Origin of the sequence: uncultured Kordia sp., assembly GCF_947489565.1 — a bacterium.
GTDB lineage: Bacteria > Bacteroidota > Bacteroidia > Flavobacteriales > Flavobacteriaceae > Kordia.
This window is the reverse complement of the sequence record NZ_CANLEA010000023.1, coordinates 38606-56106: the sequence shown is the minus strand read 5'-3', so window position 1 is coordinate 56106 and position 17501 is coordinate 38606. Positions and strand designations below refer to the sequence as shown.

At 33.3% G+C, this 17501-nt stretch carries 11 protein-coding genes; 8 read left to right on the top strand and 3 right to left on the bottom strand.

Annotated elements, in window-relative coordinates:
* The first annotated feature begins 1239 nt into the window (after positions 1-1239).
* On the top strand, positions 1240-4149 hold the full coding sequence (locus Q0845_RS23675) for a pitrilysin family protein (protein ID WP_298519073.1): 2910 nt from the start codon (positions 1240-1242) through the stop codon (positions 4147-4149).
* Positions 4150-4232: 83 nt separating this feature from the next.
* On the opposite strand, the gene Q0845_RS23670 is transcribed toward Q0845_RS23675, so the two are convergent.
* Positions 4233-6158 carry a S9 family peptidase gene (locus tag Q0845_RS23670; protein ID WP_298519070.1) on the bottom strand — a complete coding sequence of 642 codons (1926 nt, stop codon included), beginning with the start codon at positions 6156-6158 and terminating at the stop codon, positions 4233-4235.
* A gap of 245 nt (positions 6159-6403) precedes the next feature.
* Between Q0845_RS23670 and fabG the strand changes: the two genes are divergently transcribed.
* The 5 genes from fabG (at position 6404) to Q0845_RS23645 (ending at position 13303) form a co-directional block, all read left to right on the top strand.
* Positions 6404-7150: a 3-oxoacyl-[acyl-carrier-protein] reductase gene (fabG, locus tag Q0845_RS23665; protein WP_298519067.1), complete on the top strand. Its 747-nt coding sequence runs from the start codon at positions 6404-6406 to the stop codon at positions 7148-7150.
* 20 nt (positions 7151-7170) lie between these two features.
* Positions 7171-7707 (top strand): hypothetical protein, encoded by a 537-nt coding sequence (locus Q0845_RS23660; protein WP_298519064.1) that lies wholly within the window; start codon positions 7171-7173, stop codon positions 7705-7707.
* Between the two features lie 124 nt (positions 7708-7831).
* On the top strand, positions 7832-9748 hold the full coding sequence (locus Q0845_RS23655) for a VWA domain-containing protein (protein ID WP_298519061.1): 1917 nt from the start codon (positions 7832-7834) through the stop codon (positions 9746-9748).
* 19 nt (positions 9749-9767) lie between these two features.
* On the top strand, positions 9768-12485 hold the full coding sequence (locus tag Q0845_RS23650) for a T9SS type A sorting domain-containing protein (protein ID WP_298519058.1): 2718 nt from the start codon (positions 9768-9770) through the stop codon (positions 12483-12485).
* Between the two features lie 5 nt (positions 12486-12490).
* A complete protein-coding gene (locus Q0845_RS23645; protein ID WP_298519055.1) occupies positions 12491-13303 on the top strand; it encodes a prohibitin family protein in 813 nt (270 codons plus the stop codon).
* A 191-nt stretch (positions 13304-13494) separates the two neighbouring features.
* Here Q0845_RS23645 and Q0845_RS23640 read toward each other — a convergent pair whose 3' ends face one another.
* Positions 13495-14070, bottom strand: coding sequence for a hypothetical protein (locus Q0845_RS23640; RefSeq protein WP_298519052.1), 576 nt, complete (start codon positions 14068-14070; stop codon positions 13495-13497).
* Between the two features lie 56 nt (positions 14071-14126).
* Entirely contained in the window at positions 14127-14972 is an 846-nt protein-coding gene (locus Q0845_RS23635; protein ID WP_298519049.1) for an OmpA family protein, read from the bottom strand.
* A 336-nt stretch (positions 14973-15308) separates the two neighbouring features.
* On the opposite strand from Q0845_RS23635, the gene hisG reads away from it, so the two are divergent.
* On the top strand, positions 15309-16166 hold the full coding sequence (gene hisG / locus Q0845_RS23630; RefSeq protein WP_298519046.1) for an ATP phosphoribosyltransferase: 858 nt from the start codon (positions 15309-15311) through the stop codon (positions 16164-16166).
* Positions 16166-17449, top strand: a complete 1284-nt coding sequence (gene hisD, locus Q0845_RS23625) for a histidinol dehydrogenase (protein ID WP_298519043.1) — start codon at positions 16166-16168, stop codon at positions 17447-17449. The genes hisG and hisD overlap by 1 nt, the downstream gene beginning before the upstream one ends.
* Positions 17450-17501: the final 52 nt, after the last annotated feature.

Genomic DNA, 17501 nt, shown 5'->3' with positions numbered 1-17501 from the left:
GTATGTTTCCTCCTGAAACACTATCTAAGTTCTTGATTTGATATTTTTTTAAATTTTCTAACATATTTCAATTTTTTAAGATTTATAATTTTATTTATTGATTCTCAAAACATTCTGGATTGTGAGCTTGATGTCTCCCTCCTGAAATAATTTCCTGATTTTCGATTTTGTATTTCTCTAAACTTTCTAACATATTTATTTTTTTATGATTACTAATTCTAATTTGTTTCTCCAAAACAATCTGGATTATGTGGTTCATTTTCTCCTCCAGTAATTTGTTCTTGGTTTTCGACTTGATACTTTTTAAAATTTTCTAGCATAATAATTTTTTTAAAGACTTATAATTTAATTCCCTTCATTTCTAAAACATTCTGGATCAACAATTATATTTTTTCCTCCAGTAATTTGTTCTTGGTTTTCGACTTGATACTTTTTAAAATTTTCTAGCATAATAATTTTTTTAAAGACTTATAATTTAATTCCCTTCATTTCTAAAACATTCTGGATCAACAATTATATTTTTTCCTCCAGTAATTTGTTCTTGGTTTTCGACTTGATACTTTTTAAAATTGTCTAACATAATAATGGTTTTAATAATTAATATGTCTAAAGGTATCTCATAAAAACCGAAAAATTATAGCTTAAATACTAAGTGTAAACCTAAATTCTTTAAAATAGGTCACTATAAAATGATCAAATAGAAATACTATAAAGACGAAAAAAATAGGAGGAAATGATGTTATAAGGTTGTTTTTTGATAAAATATTTCCATTCTAGTATTAAAGAGTGAAAATACAATATTTTTAAATTTAATGAATTGAAAATAAGAATGTTAGATCTTGTTTTTAGTGCTTAAGATTTATGAATCTGGAGTATGATTTCTTTTAAAATTGCTTTTTGATGTGTAGTTTTAGTATTGAAAAAGTTTAGAACATTTACCATGAAAAAAAGTTTTAGACAATTTCATTTCCAGGTAATGGAAACTGCTAGTAACATAGCAATCATGAAAAAAAGTGGAAAAGTGAACTTCGGTTCACTTTTTTTAGTTTTATAAATTTTCCTTCTTATAAAATCAGTTAAAAACTATTAAATTTCCTTCCATAAAAATGCACTCATAGAAAATGCCTGATCTGGCTTTGTAGAATGCGGTTTCCTCTTAAAAATGTAATATATTGCTATACGATACATACATTACAAATCAATGTAAAGTGTATATATGCTACTAACTAATCTAAAAGAATGAAAAAAAATAATCTTCTGCTGTTAATTGCCTGTCTTTTTGCAGTTTTCGGTTGTAAAAATAGCAGTTTTTCCTATGAAACTGTAGCAAACGATCCAACAGGTTTGCGATTGTATACTTTAGAAAATGGCTTAAAAGTTTATTTAAGCAAAAATACTGATGAACCTAAAATACAAACCTTTATCGCAGTACGTGCAGGTTCTAATTACGATCCTAAAGAATCTACAGGTTTAGCACATTACCTAGAACATATGTTGTTTAAAGGAACCGATGAGATTGGAACATCTGACTGGGAAAAAGAAAAAGTGGAATTAGAAAAAATCTCAGCCTTATACGAACAGCACAGAGCTGAAACGGATCCTGAGAAAAAGAAAATCTTATACAGAAAAATTGACAGCGTTTCTTTGGTTGCGTCTAATTATAGCATTGCGAATGAATACGATAAAATGACAAGTTCCTTAGGAACTACAGGTTCTAACGCGCATACGTGGTTTGAAGAAACTATTTATAAAGGTAAAATTCCTTCCAACGAGTTAGATAAATGGTTAGACTTAGAAAGCGAACGTTTCGGGCAATTAGTACTGCGCTTATTTCATACAGAATTAGAAGCTGTATTTGAAGAGTTCAATAGAAGTCAAGATAACGATTACCGAAAAGGGTTTTACGCATTGATGGATGCTTTATTTCCAAGCCATCCGTATGGACAGCAACGTACTATTGGAATTGCCGAACACCTTAAAAATCCTTCACTAGTAGATATTAATAATTATTTTGATAAATATTACGTACCAAATAATATGGCAATTGTTTTAGTAGGAGATTTGGACTTTGAAAAAACGATTGAAAAGGTGAACAATACTTTTGGGAAAATGAAGAAAAAGGAGGTAACACATCCTACATTGCCAAAAGAAAAACCAATCACAGCGCCGATAGAAAGAGAAGTTTTTGGGCCAACGGCAGCGAATGTTTTTATCGGATTTCGTTCTGGAGGAATCAATTCCGAAGATGAAATTTTACTAACACTAGCCAATAAAGTCTTGACAAACGGAAATGCTGGTTTGATAGATCTACATCTAAATCAACAACAGCAAATACAATATGCTACAAGTTCCACAACATTTCTGAATGATTATGGATATCAAATGTTTCGCGGTTTCCCAAAAGCAGGACAAGCCTTGGATGAAGTAAAATCCTTGATTTTAGCACAAATTGAAAAATTGAAAAAAGGAGAATTTGATGATTGGATGATTGATGCTGTAGTAAATGATTTGAAACTGAATCAAATAGAAAATTTCGAAAGTAGTTCTGCACTAGCAAAATCATATTATGAAGCGTTTATTCATCATGAAGATTGGTCGAAAAGAGTAGAATTCTTAGGCAAATTGGAAAAGATTACAAAACAAGATTTAGTTGATTTTGCAAACAGATTCTATAAAGACAATTATGTAGTTACCTATAAGCGAAAAGGAGCAGATGATAACGTCGTAAAAGTAGAAAACCCAGGAATTACACCCGTAAATCTAAATACGGATAAAAGTTCGGCGTTTTTGCAAGCATTTAATGCAAAAGAATCTGAAGCAATACAACCAGTATTTCCAGATTTAGAATCACAAATTAAACAAACACAACTCACCAACGGTATCAAGGTTTCTTTTATTGAAAATGAACAAAATGATTTATTTGAATTGGATATCATTTTTGATATGGGAAGTGATCATAATAAGAAACTTGGTTTGGGAGTTGGTTATATGCGATATTTAGGAACTGATACGTATACCGCAGAAGAACTAAAGAAAGAGTTTTACAAATTAGGAATTAGCTATTATGTAAGAACAGGTGCAGAAAAATCATATGTGGGTTTAAAAGGATTAAAAGAAAACTTACCGAAAGGATTAGAGCTGTTAGAACATTTATGGAATAACGCAGTGCCAAATCAAGAAGCATATGATAAATATGTGGCACAAATCACGAAACGAAGACAAGACAATAAAGTTCGTAAAGGAACTATTTTAAACAGAGGGTTGATGAATTATGCAAAATATGGAGAAAACTCTCGTTTGCGTAATATATACAGCAGAAGTGAGTTGCTTGACATGAATCCACAGGAACTGGTCGATTTAGTAAAAGATTTAAAAAATTACGAGCAACGTATTTTCTATTATGGAAAAGATGTAGGTCCTGCGATTGCTGCTTTAAATCAACATCATAAAGTTGCAGGTGAATTAAAGCAATATCCAGAAGCTACAGCATATGTAGAGCAAAAAACAGGCGGTTCTGTATTCTTTGTTGATTATGACATGGTACAAGCGCAAATGTTATTTTTAGCAAAAGGAAGTCCGTTAAAAATCGAAAATATGGCAGCTTCTAGTTTATTCAATACCTATTTTGGAGATATTGTATTCCAGGAAATTAGAGAATCAAAATCATTGGCGTATTCTGCATATTCCTATTACGAAGATGCTTCCAAAAAAGAAAAATCAGACTATATCATGGCATTTATTGGAACGCAAGCTAACAAACTTCCGGAAGCGGTAGATGCAATGATGGAATTGCTAAATAATATGCCTGAAGCGGAAGAGCAATTCAATGCGGCTAAAGAAGCTACATTAAAACAAATTGCGGCAGATCGTATTACAAAATCAAATATATTTTGGACACATGAAGACTTCAAAGAAAAAGGAATCAAGGCCGATGATATTGAAAAAATGTACAAAGCCATTGAAAAAATGACATTGGCAGACTTAAAAAAGTTCTTTGATCAAAACATAAAAGGACAGCAATACAATGTCATGGTTATTGGAAATAAAGAAGATGTTGATATGGAAGCATTGTCCAAACTTGGAGAAATTAAAGAAATGGATGTAGATTATCTGTTCAATTATGAAAAACCAAAAATCATCAAGCAATAATCAATTTTAAAAATATATAATGCAAACAAAAAGCGCTTCCATAGAGAAGCGCTTTTTTTATAGTTGTAAATTATAGATGCAAATTATCCTTTGATCTTAGTTTGCATATTTTCGTTTAAGAATGTGATCATAGAATTGTAAAAATCAAATCGATTTTCCTGATTTCTAAATCCGTGACCTTCATTTTCTTTCAACATATATTCTACAGTAACTCCGTTCTTTTTCAACGCTTCTACCATTTGATCAGATTCTGCTTGTACCACACGTGGATCATTAGCTCCTTGTGCAACAAACAATGCTGCTTTAATTTTATCTACATGGAATACAGGACTATTCGCCTTCATCATAATACTATCTTTTGTATTCGGATCTCCCACCATTTCGTATAACATTTTCTTATATGGTTCCCAATATGGAGGAATCGTTTCCATAAACGTAAATAAGTTAGATACACCAACATAATCAACTGCTGCTGCATATAAATCTGGTGTGTTTGTAATTCCTGCTAACGTAGCATAACCACCATAACTTCCACCATAAATTGCGATACGATCTTTATCAGCAATTCCTTCTTTAATTAACCATTGTACGCCATCGGTAATATCGTTTTGCATTTCCTGTCCCCATTTCTTAAAAGAACTTTCCCAGAATTTCTTTCCGTATCCAGTAGAACCTCTAAAATTCATTTGCAGTACCGCAAAACCTCTATTTGCTAAAAACTGTACCTCAGGATTGAATCCCCAATTATCACGTGCCCAAGGACCTCCGTGTGGATTTACAACAACAGGTAAGTTTTCTGCTTTTACACCAACAGGTAAGGTCAAATATCCATTGATTTTCATTCCATCTCTTGAAGTGTAGGAGATAGGTTTCATGTTGGCCATGTGATCAGAATTGATCCAAGGACTTAAATCAGCAAGATGTTTTAAATTATCTTTTTGAGCATCATAAAAATAATACGTTCCTCTTGTTTTGTCGTTTCCAGCATAAATTAAAAACTTGTTTTCATCTTTATTGCTTGAAGTAAGATAATATTCATTGTCAGCACCTAACTTTTCTTCGAGCATTTTAAAAAGATTCTCAGCATCTTTATCCAAAAACTTTCTGTTTAATTTTGCTCTAGTATAGCTGATGAATGTTGGAACTTTTCTTTTTGAAGAATACGATATACCATCAACATCAACTTCTGTGTCTACAAAAATCTCTTCAATTTCTGTATTATTTTTTAAATCATATTTTACAATTGCTGCTTTATCTCTTCCTAAGTTAGAAGCTGCGTACACAACATCGCCATTGTCAAAATCGAAGTATTGTGGTGCTAAGGTTTGTTTAAAGTTTGTAGTAATTACTTCCTTAAAAGGAGCATCTTCTGTTGGTCTGTATAAAATAGTATTATCAACACCATTGGTCATATACGCTAAACGTAATTTTCCATCGTGATCTGTTTGCCAACCTGTAATATTTCCTGGGTTTTCATAAAGAATGTTCATTTCTCCAGTATTAATATTCAGGCGATACGGATCAAATACTTGTGGAATTCTTTTGTTCAATCCAATAATCATTTCTGCCTGATTTTCTTCAAGTGCATCAATAATTTGTGAACGCACACCATCAAAAGGTGTTAAGTCTTTTTCGTTACTTCCATCTTTATTTACAGCAAAAAGGTGAAAATTTTCGTTACCTCCTTTATCTCTAATATATACCAAACGGTCATTGTTTGCCCAGAAATATCCCGAAAGATCTCGATCTTCTACACTAGTGACTCTAGTAACATCGTCACTGCCAATTTTTTGGATATGAATATTCATTCTATCCTTATAAGGTGCTAGGTATGATAAATATTCACCATTTGGTGACAAACGAAAAGATGTCTTTTCTGAATTCTTAAAAAAATCTTCAACTGAAATTTTTGGTGCAGGTTTCATTTCTGCAAGCTCGGTTTGTTTTTTTGGTTCCTCTTTACATGCTATAAAAAGCATCACTAAGGAAAAAAGCAGTAGTTTTCTCATGATTGTGTTTTTTGTATGATATTCCCGTATGACGCCAATAAACAAAAAATGTTACACTATGAATCTTATAATTTTCATAAAATTATCACAACTTCTTCCTTTTTTTGATACATTTATAAACTGTTGCTTAGGAAATTATTAGAATGGAATCCTTTGATTATTTTATGAATAATCCTAAAACTAACTATTGCAAACCTAACTATTCTAACTATATTTGACTAAATAAAATCAACCATAAATTACGTATGAAATTACTAGAAGGCAAAACAGCCATCATTACAGGCGCAAGTAGAGGAATTGGTAAAGGAATTGCGCAAATATTTGCAGCTCATGGAGCTAATGTTGCTTTTACATATAGTTCATCTGTTGAAGCAGCTAACGAATTAGAAAAAGAATTAAACGGATTAGGTATAAAAGCCAAAGGATATCAAAGTAATGCAGCAAATTTTCAACAAGCACAAGACTTGGCTGCCGAAGTATTAAAAGAGTTTGGCTCGATTGATGTATTAATTAATAATGCAGGAATTACCAAAGACAACTTATTAATGCGTATCTCAGAAGAAGATTTTGACAAAGTAATTGAAGTTAACTTAAAGTCAGTTTTCAATATGACCAAAGCAGTACAACGTACCATGTTGAAACAACGCAAAGGTTCTATTATCAATATGAGTTCTGTGGTAGGTGTAAAAGGAAATGCAGGACAAACAAATTATGCAGCTTCTAAAGCAGGAATTATTGGTTTTTCTAAATCAGTAGCTTTAGAATTAGGTTCTAGAAACATTCGTAGCAACGTGATTGCACCAGGTTTTATAGAAACTGAAATGACTGGGAAATTGCCAGAAGATGTAGTAAAAGGATGGAGAGATGCTATTCCATTAAAAAGAGGAGGAACTCCAGAAGATGTAGCAAATACCTGTGTATTTCTTGCAAGCGACATGTCAGCGTATATTACAGGGCAAGTGCTCAACGTTGACGGTGGAATGTTAACTTAGTAAACCACAACAATAATAATATGAAGAAAGCACTTTTTTTAATGGTAGTATTTTTTCTGTCGTTCAATGCTGTACAGGCACAAGACTGGGAGAAATATAAAGCAGAAGACTTAGATTTTGTAACTTATTTTCCTGGTGAACCCAAAAGAACTGTTCAAAAAATTAATACAGCAGTTGGTGAACTAGACATGCACATGATTATGTATGCACCAACTTCGGGTGATGATAATATGGTGTATTCTGTAATTCGCTCAGATTACCCTAAAGAACAATTCGAAAATGCAGATGAAGAATACAACAATACTGTTTTAGATGGTGCTGTTAAAGGAGCGGTGGCAAATGTAAAAGGATTTTTGAATTTTGATCATCCAGTCAAATTCAATGGATATCCTGGTAGAAGTATAAAAATTCAAATGGAAAAAGGATTTATATACATCAATGCATATCTAGTAGAAAATTCTATGTTTATCACACAAGTAATTTGTGAGGCAGACAAAGATCATAACAATAGTATTTTCCGCTTCTTAAAATCTTTTGAAATCATAAAAACAAAATAAACTATTGCAAACGACCACGATCGTATACATCTGTATAGCAGCTATAATATCAGCACTTGTTGCGATATTTCACTATTATTACAAAACGAAAAAACGCACTAAAAAATTAGTGCTTTTTTCGTTTTTGAGATTCTTAAGTGTATTTGCCTTATTACTCTTAATTATCAATCCAAAATTTAAACAAAAAAGTTATTATACCGAAAAACCAATATTGACCATTGCTGTTGATAATTCTTCTTCGGTAGCGGAATTGGGATATGATAGAAAAGTCACGGAAGTTGTAGGGATATTAAAAAACTCAAAGGAACTTCAAGATAAATTTGACATTGACACGTATTCGTTCTCAAAAGAAATAAAACAAAGTGATTCTATCAACTTCAAAGGATCGCAAACAAATATTAGCAAAGCACTAAAAGATATCAATAAACTCTACAAAGATGCCATTGCACCAACCATTCTAATTACTGATGGAAACCAAACCTATGGAAATGATTATCAGTTTCTATCTTCAAAAATAAAACAACCCATATTTCCTGTCGTAGCAGGAGATACAACAACTTATGTCGATTTAAAAATCGATCAGCTGAACGCAAACAAATACGCGTATTTAAAGAATAAATTTCCCGTTGAAGTCATTGCTACGTATACCGGAAACGAAACGATTCAAACAAATTTAGTACTAACAGCCGATGGAAAACGCTTGGCTAGTGAAACATTGACGTTTTCGCCAACAAACAATTCCAAAGTAGTCAACCTAAATATATCTGCGACCAAAATCGGAGTTCAAACACTGCGAGCGACTTTAACACCATTAGATTCTGAAAAGAACAAACAAAACAATTCACGCTATTTTGCCGTAGAAGTCATTGATCAAAAAGTGAAAATAGCATTGATTTCAGACATGATTCACCCAGATTTAGGTGCACTGAAAAAAAGCTTAGAAAGCAACGAATTACGCGGTGTAGACATTTTAAAACCTAATGAAGCTTCAAGTCTGTTGAATGAGTATCAATTGGTCATTTTATATCAGCCAAACCGAAAATTTCAAGAAGTATACGAAAGCGTAAAGCGTTTGACAAAAAATACATTGACCATTACAGGGACGCAAACAGATTGGAATTTCTTAAATGACATACAAACAAGTTTCCGTAAAGATGATTTGCAAGAAACAGAAGAAGTACAAGGACAACTCAATACAAATTATACAAACTTCTTAATTGAAAACATTGATTTTTCAGACTATCCGCCATTGGAAAATGCTTTTGGTGAAATAGAATTCAATGTCGCTCATGAAATCATTCTATCGCAAATAATTTCGGGTGTTTCAACGAATTCAGCCTTATTAGCAACGTATACAGATGATAATAAGCGTGCAGCCATCTTAGCAGGAGAAAATATATGGAAATGGCGCGCAAATAGCTTTTTAGCACAGGAAAACTTTATTGAATTTGATACATTTCTTGGGAAATTAGCACAATATTTGGCGTCCAATAAAAAACGGGAGCGATTGACTGTTGGTTATGAATCATTCTATTATGGAAATCGTGAAATTCAACTAACGGCACAATACTTCAATCCATCGTACGAATTTGATGCGAATGCGAATTTAACAGCCATCATCAAAAACAAAGATTCAGAGGAAATAACAACGTATCCAATGTTGTTAAGTGAAGGTTTTTATACAGTCGATTTGAATAACTTGCCGCCAGCATCGTATAGTTTTACCGTAAGAGCTGAAGGGAAAAATATCAGTAAATCGGGAAGTTTCAAAATTCTGGAATTCGATATAGAAAAACAATTCTTAAATGCAGATACGCAACGTTTACAAGCAATTGCAGCTTCCACTAGTGGAAAAACATTTCATATCAATGACAATTCGCAAAATCTAATCTCAGCACTTGTAAACGATCAACGTTTCAAAACGATTGAAAAAAGTAATGAAAAGGTCGTATCTTTGATAGACTGGAAATACTTACTGGCATTCATTGCAGTATTCCTTGCATTGGAATGGTTCTTAAGGAAATTTTACGGTTTAATATAACCAACTGATACAATTTTACATGAAAAAAATAATACTTCTAGTTGCATTACTTTTTAATGTCACAATTTCTTTTGCGCAATTACCTAATTATTATGAAGATGTTTATGTGAATGATTCACAAGGTATTGACATGTCTAGTTCTTACTTTGCTTATGATGCCTTATCTTTTTATTATGATGTCAGTATGCGAATGGATGCTTTGTTAGTGATGTATGAAAATACGGGGAATACTTATTATTTAAATCGTTTTTTGTGGAATGCTAATAGAACACTCAACAGACGTGATGATAATAGAAGTGATGTCATTCCAATTTCTGGCGCTGCAACTGTAACGTATGATCCTATAGAACCATATGATGGTAGTACTACGTTACATCCAGTTTGGTCCACCAGATACTATAACAAAGCCTGCCCAAGATATGAAGGTTTTGGAGGAGATGACGATTGGCATACAAATACGGATGATGAAACCAGGGAGTTTACAACCTGTCCAGTATGTAAAGATATTCCACACCTTATTGGAAACGCCAATATCATCTATACATTTGCAAAATTTCACAATATTATTCAAGCTAATCCTGCTATTCAGACTAATACCTTTAATCATTTTGGTCAAACGGAGAGTGATATTCAAACTTATTTGCAAATTGCAACTACGTTACGAATCGCTGCCGAACAGACATATTCATATTTCAATGCTTTTTGGGAAACTACTGTAGATGGTGCAGATACATTAGGATATTATAGACAACATAGTGGAACAGATGCGCTGTTAACATTTAAAGGCGCTAGATTACCTTTAAATATGCAAGCAAGCATGGGAAGAGTGTTTGTGCAATTATATATGGCTACTAATAGTTTAGAGTATTCAGATAAAGCTGAACAATTAGCTAATTATATTAAAAAATATTCTCCTAATGATGGATTTATAAAACAATGGACGTATTGGGGATATCCAGATCCACTACCTAATGGATTAATAAGTTCGCACGCTGATGCTGAACATCCCGATCCAGATAGAAGTGATAATCCATTACGAGAAGACATTTCACATTCGGCATTAACGGCTGCATTTGCCTATGAATGTTTTGATAATAACATTGCTGGAACCTTTGACGCTACAGATGTACAACAATATGCCAATACATTTTTGAACGATATCTATAGAGATGTATTACAACTGAATGATGGTGTATATAATGGGCATACAATTAACAATATGTGGAATTTTAAAAACAACTTAAATACACATCCTGCGGATGAATTTGATATGGCTCAAACGGAGGCTCCAGATGGGTATTTATATAATTATTGGATGCAGTACACAACTATAGATGCTAGAATTCATCAAGTGCTTTCGGATTTTAATACTACAAATTACTATCCAGTATTAAACTCTGCAGATAATTTTTCACGAAATCTTAGACGAGGAATAACTATTGCTCATTTACGCAAAACACAAGGATTATTTGCTCCAATAGCATCTGAGCATAAACATGCTGACAATATAAATTGGTGTGGTGTAGATGGTGGCGATTTTTATGGTGATACTACAGAAGAATTTGTATATGCGAATAGAAGAGAAGGAACTATCAGAATAGGAACAATAACGGCTGATAATGAAATAAAAGATGACGGACTTACGCCATTTTCTCACGGAGGTAGTTTTGATTGGGGAAATCTTGCTGCTGGAGATTTTTATGGTGATGATAAAGACGAAATTGTTATTGTCTCAAATGAAGTCGGAAAAAATGGATATTATATATATAGTATTTCAGGAGAAAGTATAGTTCAGGATACAGAAGCTATCGGTTGGGGACCCGCTTCTGATTGGGTAGGTGCCGCCGCAGGAGATTTTATAGTAGGTCACAAAGATGAATTTGTAATAGCTCGAAACTATAACTTAGAATTACGACTCTATAAATATAATGGTCTTGGGCAAAGAATCGCTGGACCAACTACCTTATTAACATCTTTTGGAATACCTGGAGATGCAACAATTGTAGGTTTAGCCTCTGGAAATGTTATTGATAATATACAAGGAGATGAATTGGTTGTATTGGTAAATTCTCCGAAACATGAATATAACGGTTATTTTGTATTCTCTTTAGATGCTACTACTGAGTTATTTACATTAGAAACACAAAATGTAGGCTGGGGAACAGGTCATAATTGGCAAGCATTGACTGTTGGAGACTATGATGGAGATGGAAAAGATAATATCATAATGCATAGCAATCTCAATTCAACATACAGAGTCTACCATGTAAACGAAACAGGAAGTACCTATATTATTGGAGCATTGGGAACAGAAACATTTCACAAAAAACAAATTGAAGGAAATATATTAGGAAGTGGTAACTTTAATGCTTCAACGAATAATGATGAACTCATTTCTTTGCGAAATACAGATGGAGGTATGATTGTATATACCTATAATGATAGATCGCTGGTATTTCCTAGAACCAACAATTCTGACACAGGTTTAATCATCGAAAATCCAACAGATTCAACAGATGAAATTACCATATATCCAAATCCAACAAAAGGAATTTTAACAATCAATGTAACAAATGATATTGCCAACATACATATCAATAACTTACTTGGAGAATCTATAAAAACAAACAGAAAAAAGAACACAGTTAATATATCGTCACTATCAAAAGGTGTCTATATAGTAACTGTAACACTAACAAACGGAAAATTAATCACTAAAAAAATAATCAAAAACTAAAAGAAATGGACAAATTACCTAAAATTGGAATCCCAATACTAATCGTAGTAATCGTAGTAATTGTACTAATTGCAAAATCAGCAGTAACCATAGGACCTGGAGAAGGTGGTGTTTTATTCGAACAATTTGGAGACGGAATTAACACCGAAAAAACATACGGAGAAGGATTTCACATCGTTGCTCCTTGGAATAATATGATTATTCGTAAAGTACGTCAGCAGTCAATTTCAGACGAAATGAATACATTATCTGTAAACGGTCTGCAAGTACAAGTAAACGGTACAATATGGTATGAGCCTGAGTTTTCAAATCTTGGAAAATTAATAAAAACTAAAGGAGAAGATTACGAAGAAGAATTACTAGATCCAGCAATTAACGCCGCAGCAAGAAGTGTTGTAGGTCGTTACACGCCAGAGCAGTTATATTCAAGTAAAAGAGATGTTATTGAACAAGAAATCTTGGATGAAGTTACCAAATTACTACAAGGACAATACGTAATTGTTAAAAAAGTATTAGTGGAAGATGTAATATTACCTCCAACAATTAAAGAAGCTATTGAGCGTAAATTGAAACAAGAACAAGAATCTTTAGAATATGAATTTAGACTTGTAACAGCACAAAAAGAAGCTGAAAAAGTACGTATTGAAGCACAAGGTAAAGCAGATGCCAACAAAATTTTAAGTGCTTCGCTAACAGATAAAATTCTTCAAGACAAAGGAATTGAAGCGACAATAAAATTATCTGAATCGCCAAACTCAAAAGTAATTGTAATTGGTTCTGGAGAAAGCGGAATGCCTTTAATCTTAGGGAATCAATAAGAAGAGAACAACAAAATAATACATAAAAGAAAAGGGAAACTGGCTTAAAGTTTCCCTTTTTTAATTCTGAGTAATTCTAGGTAAGGAGGAAGCTACAATTTCACTTAGCTAACCTTAATCTTAAATATTGTATAAAAACGATAAAGTTCAAAGAAGTCTAACATTCTAAAAATCTAAGTAGTCTAATAAATCTATTCTTCAGAGCTTAATCGTTTGCTAAAATCGGTATTGCCACCTTTTTTCAAAATAGCAGCTTGCCCTTTCCAATCGTCACGCTCTATACGTCCTGGGAAGAAAGAAATGAGTTCTGTTACGGCTTGCATATCTTCGGGTGTAAACTTACTAATCTGATCAAACGTGTAAATTCCGATGGTATTCAGTTTTTCTTCAATAAAAGGACCAACTCCTTTAATACGTTTCAAATCGTCTTTTTCTGAAGCATCCGCAACGCCAAAACTATCAAAATTTAAAGGAGAATTTTCGGTATCAACGGTTTCAGTCGAATCCGAATCTTTAGAATCGACAGCTTTTCCCGAGCGTTCACGGGTTTTTACAGCTCGTACACCTCTGGAAGGAGCATAACTTGTATTAATAAATTCGTCTTTTTTCTTTGACTTTTCGGCGGCGAGTAGTTTTTCATATTTTCGTTTGCAACTACGTTTTGCAAAAATCCAGCCAATCAAAAAACAACCAAATCCAATCAAGAATACAACAAAGTATTCCCAAGTAGAAACAGGAGCAAGGCTTTCTAAAAGTAAAAATGGCATATAATCAATTAGTTGTGTGGGTTAGTGTTAGTTATGTTTAGTTAGTTTATTCATAATTAATTGTTAGAAATATTGATTTCAATCCGTCTATTGAGTCGCTGTCCTTCTAAAGTATTGTTTGGGGCAATAGGAGTTGTTTCTCCTTTTGAAGAAATTGTCAGTTTATTAACATCAATTCCTTGAGAAACAAAATACTGCATCACGCTTTTAGCGCGTTCTTTTCCAAACCACATATTGGCTTCGGCTTCTCCATTGCTGTCAGTATGACCAATAATTTCAACTGTTTTAGTAGGATTTTTGGTTAAATAATTTTTCAACTCAATAGCATATGCATTAAGCGTATTGTCAGGCTTAAATGTTTTCGATCCAAAACCAGCATATAAAATCTTAGAAGCAATTCCTTTATCAATCGCTCTCATACGTTCTTCAGACATCTTTTGATACTCGTATGCAAATCCTTTATCGTATTGATTACTTTCAGAAAACGCAAAATCCTCTTGCTTGGTTTGCATCACAATACGATCCACATTAATTCCAAAATCGGCCAATCTCTTTCGAAGAATTTCATTTCTTGAAAGCGCAACAGCTCCATCTTCAGCTTTACTAAAGAAAGAAGTAATCACTAATTCTTCTTGTTGATTCGAATTCAAATAATCGAAAAATGACTGTAAAGGGTTTGAAACAGAATCAATCAATGAGACTTTTGAAGCATTCTTAGTAATAGAAAAGGGTAAAAAGGTAAGCGGTTTTTTTGCGGGAATTTCTTTGATAACCTTAATCGTATCAACGACTACAGAGGTCTTTGGTTCTTCACAAAGATTCTTTACATTGCACTCATAATAACGAATACCAAAGTAAAGCCATGTACCAAAAAGTACAAAGGCAATCAAAAAATGTTTCATAGGTGGGCTGGCTATTAAGTTCCTAAAATTAGGAATTCATTTTTGATATCGCAATCATAACAGCTAAAAAAATCTATTTTAATCGCATTTTTTCGATAAAATGCAGAAAAATAATTTTAAAAAAGACTTGGAAGCTATCAAAAATATTAATTACATTTGCATCAGAATAAAAAACAAACATGTCTTATACACAATTACATCATCATCATTTTCATACTTGCCCTCAAGCGAGCTGATAATGTATTGAAGTAATTTCAAAATATATTAAAACCCGTTTGAGTACATCAAACGGGTTTTTTAGTGCCCAATTTTTGTACTTGAACATAAAACAAAACAATGAAAAAGTTAAAAATTGCCATTCAAAAATCGGGACGACTCAACGAAGACTCGCTTAAAATCTTAAAAGACTGCGGAATTTCCATCGATAACGGAAAAGCTCAACTCAAAGCATCTGCACGAAACTTTCCTTTAGAAGTTTTTTACCTTAGAAACGGAGACATTCCACAGTATTTACGCGATGGCGTAGTCGATATTGCGATTCTTGGAGAAAATGTATTGGTCGAAAAAGGAGAGAACATCACCATTGCCGAAAAACTCGGATTCTCAAAATGTAAAGTATCGCTCGCTATTCCAAAAGGAAAAAGTTATAACTCTGTAAAAGACTTTGAAGGCAAACGTATTGCAACTTCGTATCCCGAAACTGTAAAAGCCTATTTAAAAGAAAAAGGTGTCAATGCTGACTTACACATTATCAACGGTTCTGTAGAAATTGCGCCAAACATCGGACTTGCAGATGCCATTTGTGATATTGTTTCTAGCGGAAGCACACTCTTCAAAAACAATCTTAAAGAAGTGGAAGTCATGCTAAAAAGTGAAGCTGTATTAGCAGTTTCGCCAAAAATAGATGAAGAAGGTCAAAAATTACTTCAAAAACTCCGATTCAGAATTCAGTCAGTACTAACGGCGCGCACTTCAAAATACATTCTTCTCAATGCGCCAAATGAGAAAATAGAAGCCATCAGCAAAATATTACCCGTATTAAAAAGTCCAACAATTCTTCCACTTGCCGAAGAAGGCTGGAGTTCACTACACTCTGTAATCAAAAAAGAAGACTTCTGGGATGTCATTGATGAACTCAAAGCCAATGGCGCAGAAGGAATTTTAGTATGTCCAATCGAAAAAATGGTATTATAATGAACAAAATATTCAATCCACAATCCACAACTTGGGCAACAATTTTAGAACGTCCAACACAAACGGTAGACGATATAGAAGACACGGTTTCACAAATTTTCTCTGAAGTTCAAAAAAATGGCGATATCGCTATCAAAAAGTATACTTCGTTTTTTGACAATGTAAAACTGGATGATTTGGTTGTCAGTCAAGCTGAAATAGACGCTGCTGCAAAAAACGTTTCTGATGATTTAAAAGCGGCTATCGCTATCGCGAAAGCAAATATTACTTCATTTCACAAAGCACAAGAAACTGCGGTAATTGATATAGAAACGACGCAAGGAGTACGTTGTTGGCAAGAAAAAAGAGCCATTCAAAAAGTGGGATTGTATATTCCTGGTGGAACCGCGCCTTTATTTTCTACCATTTTAATGCTGGCAATTCCTGCTACAATTGCAGGTTGTAATGAAATTATCTTATGTACACCACCAAACAAAGAAGGCAAGGTAAATCCGGCAATATTATATACGGCGCAATTATGTGGAATTACGAAAATATACAAAGTAGGAGGCATTCAAGCCATAGCAGGAATGACTTTTGGAACAGATACCATTTCAAAAGTATATAAAATCTTTGGCCCAGGAAATCAATTTGTAACGGTAGCAAAACAACTCGCTACTAAATATGGAGTAGCTATTGACATGCCAGCTGGACCAAGCGAATTATTGGTTGTTGCAGACGAATCTGCAAATGCGGACTTTGTTGCTTCCGATTTACTAAGTCAGGCAGAACACGGAACGGACAGTCAAGTGATTTTGGTAACGACCTCAAAGAACTTTCTAACGGAAGTAGAAAAAGCCGTAGAAAATCAATTAGAAGCATTGCCACGAAAAGAAATTGCTACAAAAGCGATTAGTAATTCAAAATTAATCTATGTAGAAAATGATCAAATCGCATTAGATTTAATCAACGAATACGGTCCAGAACACTTTATCATTTGCGTACAAGACGAGGATTTCTATACCAGCGGAATTCAAAATGCAGGTTCTGTCTTTGTGGGTAACTACACACCAGAAAGTGCGGGCGATTACGCTTCTGGAACCAATCATACCTTACCAACAAACGGATATGCCAAAGCATATTCAGGTGTCAACCTAGCCAGTTTCCAAAAAAGTATGACATTTCAAAAAATTACAGCAACAGGAATTCAAAACATTGGAAATGCTATCGAACAAATGGCGGAAGCAGAAGGTTTACAAGCTCATAAAAACGCTGTTAGTTTACGTTTAGAAAGCTTAAAATAATCCTATTTGTCACATTGATCACAGTCGAAATGTATTTGAAACAATAAAGTAG